Consider the following 8,114-nt stretch of genomic DNA (forward strand, 5'->3'; position numbering starts at 1 on the left):
TGACCTGCCCCCACGAGGTGGTCCGAGTTCAAAATTAGTGCAGGGTCGGCCTCTGCTCTACGGGTAGCTTGGCCGCCGGAGCCGGTCGGGCGAGCGCAGTCGGGCAAGCGGTCGTGGCTGGCACGAACACCTCCGGCGCTGGTGGCTTGTAGCCAAGCGCACCGTGCGGGCGGATCGTGTTGTAGTGCCGACGCCAGCTTTCGATGATGATCTGTGCCTCCTTCAGGGTGTAGAAAATCTCGCCGTTCAGGAGTTCATCCCGCAATCGCGCGTTGAAGCTTTCGACAAAGCCGTTCTCCCACGGTGAGCCTGGCGCGATGTAGGCGGCCTTCGCGCCAATGGCCGCAATCCAGGACTGCACCGACTTGGCGATGAACTCGGGCCCGTTATCGGAGCGAACGTGCTCGGGCACGCCGCGCAGGATAAACAGGTCCGAGAGCACGTCGATCACGTCAGCTCCCTTCAGCTTGCGCGCAACGCGGATCGCCAGACATTCGCGGGTGAACTCGTCGACGACGTTGAGCATCCGGAACTTGCGCCCGTCATGGGTGCGCGCCTCGACGAAGTCGTAGGCCCACACGTGATCGCGCCGCTCCGGTTTGAGCCGGATGCAGGAACCATCCCCGTCCCACAGTCGGCCCTTCTTCTGCTGGCGGCCGGGCACCTTGAGCCCTTCGCGCCGCCAGATCCGCTCGACCCGCTTGTCGTTGACCAACCAGCCGGCCGCCTTCAGCAGCGCGCCGATCTTCCGGTAGCCATAGCGCCCGTATCGGCGCGCCAGTTCCACGAGATCGGCGGTCAGCGCCGCCTCATCATCTCTGCCCCGCGGCACCTTGCGCTGCGTCGAACGATGCTGACCGAGCGCACGGCACGCGCGGCGCTCGGAGACGTCCAGGACGTCCATCACATGCGCGATGCAGGCGCGTCGGCGCGCGGGGCTGGTCAGTTTCCCCGGGCAGCCTCCTGCAGAATCAGCTTGTCGAGCGTGAGATCTGCGATCGCCTTCCGGAGCCGCTGGTTTTCGGTCTCCAGGTCCTTCATGCGCCGGACCTGGTCGCTCTTCAGGCCGCCGTACTCCTTGCGCCAGCGGTAGTACGTCACCTCCGTCACGCCAATCGTGCGGATCGCGTCCCCGACGCTCTGGCCCTGCGAGACCAGCACATCCACCTGCCGCAGCTTGGCGACGACATCCTCCGGCTTGTGCCCCTTCGTTCCCATCTGTCCGTCCTCGTCCTGGCCCGAAAGCCATACCTCAGGGCGGACCACTTCACTGGGGGCAGATCAGCTTGTTCTCGAACTGTCATGATCGGTCTGCATAGGGTTATTCCGCGGTGCAATATGACTCTTCGCACCGCACGCACGGAGCCGATCCGGCATCTTGGTTGCAGACGAACTCACCGGGCCTGACTGCAGGCCTGCCGCTTGATGAAAGGAGTGCACGACATGGTCCTGAAGGGCTTCTCCTACGCGATGATCGGCGCCTTCCTGGGCGGCCTCGCGATGACTGTCGCTGGCTCGGCCAGTGTGCTGATGGGCCTGTAAGGGCCTCGGACTACACGCGGCCTCAGCGGCCGCCGAGATCAGCGAGTGGATGAGCGGCGGGGTGCGAACCCCGCCGTTTTCGTATGCGAGGCAGGGGCAAATCACAGCAACGCCTCTCCAGCCTCGAACCCGGTCAACTCGCATCGATGCGGCGTCCGGACCTGCTCTGACACTCGCTGTGTTACTCCTGCACACGGAGAGCGTCTGATGCCCGATGAACCACTAACCTCGAACACGCAGGATCTCGCAGACGCCGAGTACGACGCCGAGCGCTGGGCCCGAGTTGGCGCCGAACAGAAATCCATTCGTCCGATCAGCCCCAAGGCACCCTCAGACCCGCTGGAAGGCCCGGATGTCGGCTTGACGCAGAAGGGCACTGACGAGGATGCAGTCGTGAAGCGTGAGACGGACGTGTGAGCGCTCTGGTTGGTGCACGTCCAGCCGCACACCTTCAAGCAACAATCGGAGCAATCCTCGCGACATTCAGCTTGGCCATAAGGCGGCCTCGGAATAGCCGAGCTGACGAGGCCATGATGACCAAGCCGATCACCCTGACGAACCGTCTCGTCGACGCTGTCGTGACGGCTGCCATGGCGTTCAGCCTGATCGTGCACGCACAGTTCATGATCCTGCCGCCGCACTTCGTGTGAGCAACTGCCAGTCAGCACAGCTCCAAGAATGCCTATCGCGAACACGCGTGAGGCAGTCATACCCACGCACCCGCCTCGCTCGCGAACTCAGCCGTATCGATTATTGACTGCCCGTCTGTCGTCCTTGAACTACATCCGGAGGCAATAGCGCGAGGTCAATCAGATCCTTCACGGTCGCCCCGGCCACACCGCGAGGATCTTCGCTACCTACTAACTTGAGATTTTCAGCCAGCATTTTGATGATCGCCACTCGCTGTTCGTCGGCCATCAACGATATGGTCATACCGAGAGCCGACTGCAGAATTTCGAAACGCACCGTCAGGTCGCGGAGCTCTTCGAGCAAGATGTTTTCGAGTGGCGAGGACACGGGCAGCTCCATCGGTACCAATGCCCCCAAAGTAGCGCGCTTGCTGAGGTTCGCCTGTGCGAGGGCCTACTCACTTCGGAGGTATGAGGTGGGCGAGCCGTGCGCTGCCCGCCGCAGCCGATGCGGTCGAAGACGCGGCGTTCGGCCGACGTGCGGCCGGGATGGAGCATGGGGGGCTCGGTCATCAGCAAGCCTCCGGCTGGGCGGCAAGCTCGGTCTCGACCAGTTCAGCGGTGCGCAGGACGGCAGGCCCGACGAAGTCGGCGATGGCGCGGCCCTTCTCGTCGTCCGGCAGGCTGGCGACGATCTCCAGGCCGACGGAGGCGCCGAGCAGCACGACGTGGATCAGTCCGGTCGGCTCGTCCGTGCGGCGGGCGAGGGAGACGATCAACGGGCCGGCGTGCCCGTACAGGGCGATCTCCTCGTAGTGCGCTGTCGAGGCCGGCTTCGAACGGGTCGGCAGGGTGATGACGTTCGACATGATGGCTCCTCTCAAGCTGTGGAACGGGTGAGGGCGGGGCAGGCCACCAGGATCTGGTAGCGGTCGGTGGTAGCGAGCGCGGTGAAGGCGACTCAGCTACTCCTCAGCAAGCTCGGCAAATGGCTCTTGGCCGTTCCGACAAGGCCAAATTCGCCAATCATTTCTGTGTGAGGGCAAACCGCGAACCTGTCGGAATGAAGCCTGTTTTGGTTCAGCACTCCGTTGCCTTCTAAGCGGCAGGTCGTAGGTTCGAGCCCTACCGGGGTCGCCAGGTCATTCCGCGTGGCCCTGTCATCCGGCCCTACGGCGCGGCCGGCGCGGCGGGGTTCGCCGCCTCCTGCCGGTCCGGCAGGCTCCGCTTCCAGCGCGCCCGCAGGACGGCGGGCCGGAGGCCGTGCCGCTCCTCCAGGAACTCGGCGTCCGTGATCCGGTCCGTGCGGAAGTGCCGGAACGCCCCGCGCAGCTCGCACCAGCCGGCCACCATCCGGGCCTGATCGAAGAACCCGACGATCACCGGCCAGATCACGCGCCGGCTCGGATCGCCGCGGACGTCGCGGTACTGGATGCGGATCTTGCGGCCCTCGCGGATCCAGGTCCGCGCGCGGGCGACGTCGATCCCGTCCGCGGCCTGCGCGAAGGCCGTCGGCGTGCCGATCGACGGATCGGCGATGAGCGGGCGCAGGCGCTCGGGGACCACGGCGGTGATCTTGGCGATGAGATCGCGCGCCGCCTTGGCGAGGACCGGCTCGCCCCGTCCCGCGACCCACTGCGCGCCGAGGACGGCCGCCTCGATCTCGTCGGGCGTCAGCATCAGCGGCGGCATGTCGAACGCCTCGCCGAGCACGTAGCCGAGCCCGGCCTCGCCCAGGATCGGCACGCGCTGGCCGACGAGGTCGGCGACGTCGCGGTAGACCGTGCGGACCGAGACCTCCAGCTCTCCGGCGATCTCGGCGGCCGTCACCGGGCGCGGCGAGCGACGCAGGATCTGGATGATCTGAAACAGCCTGTCCGCGCGCCGCATCCACCGACTCCTGCTGACAGAATGCTGTCAGCAGGGCGTCCCTACAAGTCCTCCCGCCACGGCCATCCCGCGCGCCGTGCCGACAGGAACCGCGCCATGATCACCCTGTACCACGCCCCGCAATCGCGCTCCTCGCGCATCGTCTGGCTCTTGGAGGAGATGGGGGTTCCCTACACCATCGCGCCGGTCTCGATCTTCCGGCCGATGACGGGCGAGGGCGTGCCGGACGCCGCCAACCCGCATCCCGACAAGCGCGTCCCGGCCGTCCTGCACGCGGGCGGTCTGGTCACCGAGTCCCAGGCCATCGTACTCTACCTGGCGGAGACGTTCCCCGAAGCCGGGCTGGCGCCGGCGGTGGGCGCCCCCGAGCGCGGCGCGTACCTGACGTGGATGGCCTGGTACGTCGCCGAGTTCGAGCCCGCGCTGTTCGCCGGCCTGACGGGTGAGCTCGCGGGATCGCCGCAGAAGCGCCGGAACCACGCGGCGGTGGTCGACCGCCTGGAAGCCGCCCTGGCGCGCGGCCCCTACGTGATGGGCGCGCGGTTCTCCGGCGCCGACATCCTGATCGGCAGCGCCCTGGGCTTCGGCCGCGCGGCCTTCCCGGCGAGCGCGGCCCTCGATGCCTATCTGGACCGCTGCCGGGCGCGCCCGGCCGCCCTGCGCGCCGCGGCGAAGGACGGCGCGTCGGGGCCGCAATCTGCCTAGCGCCGACGGGGCGCCGCTCGCGATTCCCGGGTGGCCGGAAGCGGCCCGCGCGCGGCGATTCCGAGCGGCTCCGGCGACCGCAGGTGTTCCGGGACACGCCGGGCCCGAAAGCTTGGGCGTACATCGGAATCACACCGCGAACACAGTCGCGAACCCGATGGAGACGACGATGACCTGGACCAACCGCATCGCCCTGGCCGCAACCCTGATCGCCGGCGCGGTCGCCCTCGTGACCTACGCGCAGGCCCTCAGCCTGCCGGCCCATTTCGCGTGAGCGAGACGGCCCCGGCGGCACGCCCGCTGACCGTCGCCGCCTGAACGCGCGCCGAACGGTTCCGCGGTGCAGCGTGACTCTTCGCACCGCACGCGCTCGGCCGATCCGGCATCATCGTTGCAGACGAACCGACCGGGTCCGGCTGAGGACCCGCCGCTTGATGAAAGGAGTGCACGACATGGTCCTGAAGGGCTTCTCCTACGCGATGATCGGCGCCTTCCTGGGCGGCCTCGCGATGACGGTGACCGGCTCGGCCGGGGTGCTGATGGGCTTCTGAGCCGCGGCGGCCCTCGGGGCCGCCCGGGCGACGGACTGCCCGAACGGACGGTGTGAGCGGCGGGGCGAGAGCCCCGCCGTTCCCGTATGCGGGGTTCGGACCGCGCGGCGGAGCCGCCGATCCCGGCCGCTCCGCCCCGGTCAGGCCGCCCTGGTCAGGCCGTTTCCTTGCGGGTGACGACGAGCGCCCAGATCGTCGCCGGGATCCATCCGATGATCGTCAGGTGGAGGATGATGCAGAGGATGCCCTGAAACACCTTTCCGCGCAGGAACATGGCGAGCCACGGCGCGAGAAAGCAGATGAGGATCATGATCATGGGGGCAACGGGTCTCCGCGTTCGTGAGCGAACACGGATCGCGGCGGCTGGTTCCGGACGGCCGAGCTTCCGCCGCGGCCCGGCCTAGGCGTCGGACCGCGCGCTCAGATACGCCCTGAGACGCGAGGCCCGACTGGAGCCGTCGATGCACTCGATCCCGCCGCCCGTGTTGAGCGTGTGGAGGCAGCTGCCGGGCCAGGCCGGGCCGGGCTCGATCCGGTCGAGGATGGTCTGGGCGAACCCCTCCGGGTCGAGCCGGTCGATGCGCGCCAGCGACAGGGCGCGTCCGTAACCGTGGGCGCAATCCTGGACCGGCCGGATCAGGACCCCCTCGCGCGCGACGATCCGGCCCGCGGGCCGGGCGAAGGACGGGTCGACCAGCACGGGATTGGCCGGATGCGGCGCGTACGCCCCCCGGAAGTCGGGCGCGGACCAGAGATACAGCGCGTCGTGGTGGCAGCCCGATCCGGGCGGGGCGCCGACGGGCGCGTCCCGGACGGTGGCGAACATCCACCAGCGGCCGCCGTGCTCGAGGAGCGTTGCGTCGCTCGCGACCACGCCGGAGAGGAGCGTCGCCTCTTTCACCCAGCCGCCCGGATAGCGGGTCGCCCGGTAGAGATCGACCGTGCCGGCCGCGGAACTCTCCGGCACCATCCAGACGGAGCCCGCGCGCGCGAACACGAACGGGTAGGAGAGGTGGTGCGGCTCCTCCAGCACCGGGACGGGCGGCCCCTCGGGCCCGTCCGGCCCGAAGCGGACCGCCGAGATGATCGCCTTGCCGGTCGCGTGCGGAAACTCCTCCACGAAGACGTGGGTCGTCCCGTCGACCGCGAGGGGGAACGGGTCGGCGTAGAAGCGCCGCCCGTCGTCGGGCAGCACCTGCCAGCCCTCCGCGGGATGGCGGCCCAGCGCGACGAGGTCCGGCCCGCGGAGGGTCCGCCACCCGGTGCGCCAGTGTGGGGCGTGGTAGCACAGCCTGTACAGGCGGCCGACGAGGCTCCGGGCGACGAGCCGCGCCGGCCGGGACGCCAGGATCCGCGCCGGACGGGCGGGCGCGGCCGCGGCCGCGGCGGGCGTCGCCGCGAAGGCGCGGCCGTCCGACCGGGCCCGCAGGGCGGCGGCGACGAGTGTCGCCGTGCGCGACAGGGCATCCTCGAACGAGACGGCGATGGAACCTCGGTAGTCCGAGCCGAGGCGACCCGCGGCGACGACGGTGCCGCCTTCGAGGAGGTCGAGATGCGGGACCCGGCCGGCGAGCAGGCTCGCGAGCAGGCCGGTCTCGCCGAGGCCGCCGTCGTAGGCCACGCGCCAGACCGGGCAGGAGGCGGCCGCGTCGCCGCACAGGTCGAGCACGAGGTCCGGGGTCCCGGGACGGGTCCAGGCCGCGAGATCGGCGGGCGGCACGGGCCGCGACCCGTTCGGCGCCAGCCGGAAGATCAGGGCTTCCAGGCGGAACAGCAGGTCGGCCTGTGCCGGCCACCCGTCCGGACCGGGCGCGGCGTCGACGCTCACCGCCGCGATACCCGGCAGGCCGGACAGCCGGTCCAGCAGCGCGACGTGCCAGCGCCGCGGGTTCGCGCCGTCGAGGCGAACTCTCACATGCATGGCGCCCCGGTTCCCATCGCGCGGTCGTCGCGACGACGACTGTCGAGTCCATCTATTTTCCCGTTGGTAACAGGAGTCATAACTTCGGATCGAGGCCCGGGACGCGCGGGTGATCGGACCCTCGATCGGGATCCGCGGGATGAAAACCTGTCTCGCGGCGGCGGGGGCGTTCCGGCACCTTGCCGGGTCGCCCAGGCCGGTGTCGGGATCCCGCGGGAGCGATCGGGATCGCCGCCGCGCCGGCCGGCGGCCGACCGGCACCGGGTGTGGCGTGCCCGTCACACCCGGTGCCAACCCGACATGTCGATGCAACCAAAACGCTGCCGCGTTGTTGTCGCGCTCACCCGCGTAATGCGCGCTGTATTTCCGCGCTTCGTCGCGTCTTGAAGGATGCTCTACTCTGGCATTTCGGGCCTTCGACAGGCGGTGTGACCTCAAAACTACAGCCATTTCCCCCGGTGATCGGTAGCCACACCGCCAGATCACACATTCGGGGAACCGACATGACCAAGCTCCTGGCCTCGCTGGCCGCCTTCACGTCCCTCACCGCCGCCGCCTCGGCCGCCGACCTGCCGCGCCGCGCCGCCCCGCCGCCGGTGTTCACCCCCGTCCCGGTCTTCACCTGGACCGGCGCCTACTTCGGTATCAACGCCGGCTACGCCTTCGACGCCAGCGACCGCAACACCGGCAACACCTTCGCCGTCCCCTTCCCCTACGCCGCCCCCGGCACCGTCGCCTCCTTCCGCAACCGCAGCCAGGACGGCTTCTCCGGCGGTGGCCAGATCGGCTACAACTGGCAGATCACCCCCGGCTCCGGCCTCGTGATCGGTGTCGAGGCCGACGCCCAGTACCTCGACTTCGGCCGTAACCGGAACA

8 protein-coding genes and 1 pseudogene are annotated in these 8,114 nt (G+C 69.2%); 3 read left to right on the forward strand and 6 right to left on the reverse strand.

All coding sequences use genetic code 11. The annotated features are described in order from the left end of the window. Window positions 1-34: 34 nt before the first annotated feature. Window positions 35-1,218, reverse strand: a protein-coding gene (locus tag C4T42_RS30870; protein WP_103986534.1) for an IS3 family transposase whose coding sequence is annotated in 2 segments (ribosomal slippage) — window positions 35-954 and window positions 954-1,218 — 1,185 coding nt in all. Because the reading frame shifts where the segments join, the coding sequence is not laid out codon by codon here. Between the two features lie 531 nt (window positions 1,219-1,749). Here C4T42_RS30870 and C4T42_RS31755 point away from each other — a divergent pair. Beyond that, window positions 1,750-1,959: a hypothetical protein gene (locus tag C4T42_RS31755; protein ID WP_128083332.1), complete on the forward strand. Its 210-nt coding sequence runs from the start codon at window positions 1,750-1,752 to the stop codon at window positions 1,957-1,959. 333 nt (window positions 1,960-2,292) lie between these two features. Here the strand turns inward: C4T42_RS31755 and C4T42_RS31760 are convergent, their stop codons facing one another. The 3 genes from C4T42_RS31760 to C4T42_RS30880 all read right to left on the reverse strand — a co-directional run bounded on the left by C4T42_RS31760 (window position 2,293) and on the right by C4T42_RS30880 (window position 4,061). Then, window positions 2,293-2,559: a hypothetical protein gene (locus tag C4T42_RS31760; protein WP_139215755.1), complete on the reverse strand. Its 267-nt coding sequence runs from the start codon at window positions 2,557-2,559 to the stop codon at window positions 2,293-2,295. A gap of 184 nt (window positions 2,560-2,743) precedes the next feature. Beyond that, on the reverse strand, window positions 2,744-3,040 hold the full coding sequence (locus C4T42_RS30875; protein ID WP_020096545.1) for a hypothetical protein: 297 nt from the start codon (window positions 3,038-3,040) through the stop codon (window positions 2,744-2,746). Window positions 3,041-3,341: 301 nt separating this feature from the next. Continuing rightward, window positions 3,342-4,061, reverse strand: coding sequence for a YafY family protein (locus C4T42_RS30880; RefSeq protein ID WP_020096544.1), 720 nt, complete (start codon window positions 4,059-4,061; stop codon window positions 3,342-3,344). 96 nt (window positions 4,062-4,157) lie between these two features. On the opposite strand from C4T42_RS30880, the gene C4T42_RS30885 reads away from it, so the two are divergent. After that, complete coding sequence (locus tag C4T42_RS30885; RefSeq protein WP_020096543.1) at window positions 4,158-4,766, forward strand: glutathione S-transferase family protein; 609 nt, start codon at window positions 4,158-4,160, stop codon at window positions 4,764-4,766. A 705-nt stretch (window positions 4,767-5,471) separates the two neighbouring features. On the opposite strand, the gene C4T42_RS30890 is transcribed toward C4T42_RS30885, so the two are convergent. After that, window positions 5,472-5,633 carry a YqaE/Pmp3 family membrane protein gene (locus tag C4T42_RS30890; RefSeq protein WP_020096541.1) on the reverse strand — a complete coding sequence of 54 codons (162 nt, stop codon included), beginning with the start codon at window positions 5,631-5,633 and terminating at the stop codon, window positions 5,472-5,474. Between the two features lie 84 nt (window positions 5,634-5,717). Further along, window positions 5,718-7,238 carry a formyl transferase gene (locus C4T42_RS30895; protein ID WP_103986535.1) on the reverse strand — a complete coding sequence of 507 codons (1,521 nt, stop codon included), beginning with the start codon at window positions 7,236-7,238 and terminating at the stop codon, window positions 5,718-5,720. Between the two features lie 503 nt (window positions 7,239-7,741). Here C4T42_RS30895 and C4T42_RS30900 point away from each other — a divergent pair. Next, window positions 7,742-8,114, forward strand: a pseudogene (locus C4T42_RS30900) (porin family protein); the annotation flags it as partial.

It is taken from the genome of Methylobacterium sp. 190mf, assembly GCF_900107945.1.
Lineage (GTDB): Bacteria > Pseudomonadota > Alphaproteobacteria > Rhizobiales > Beijerinckiaceae > Methylobacterium.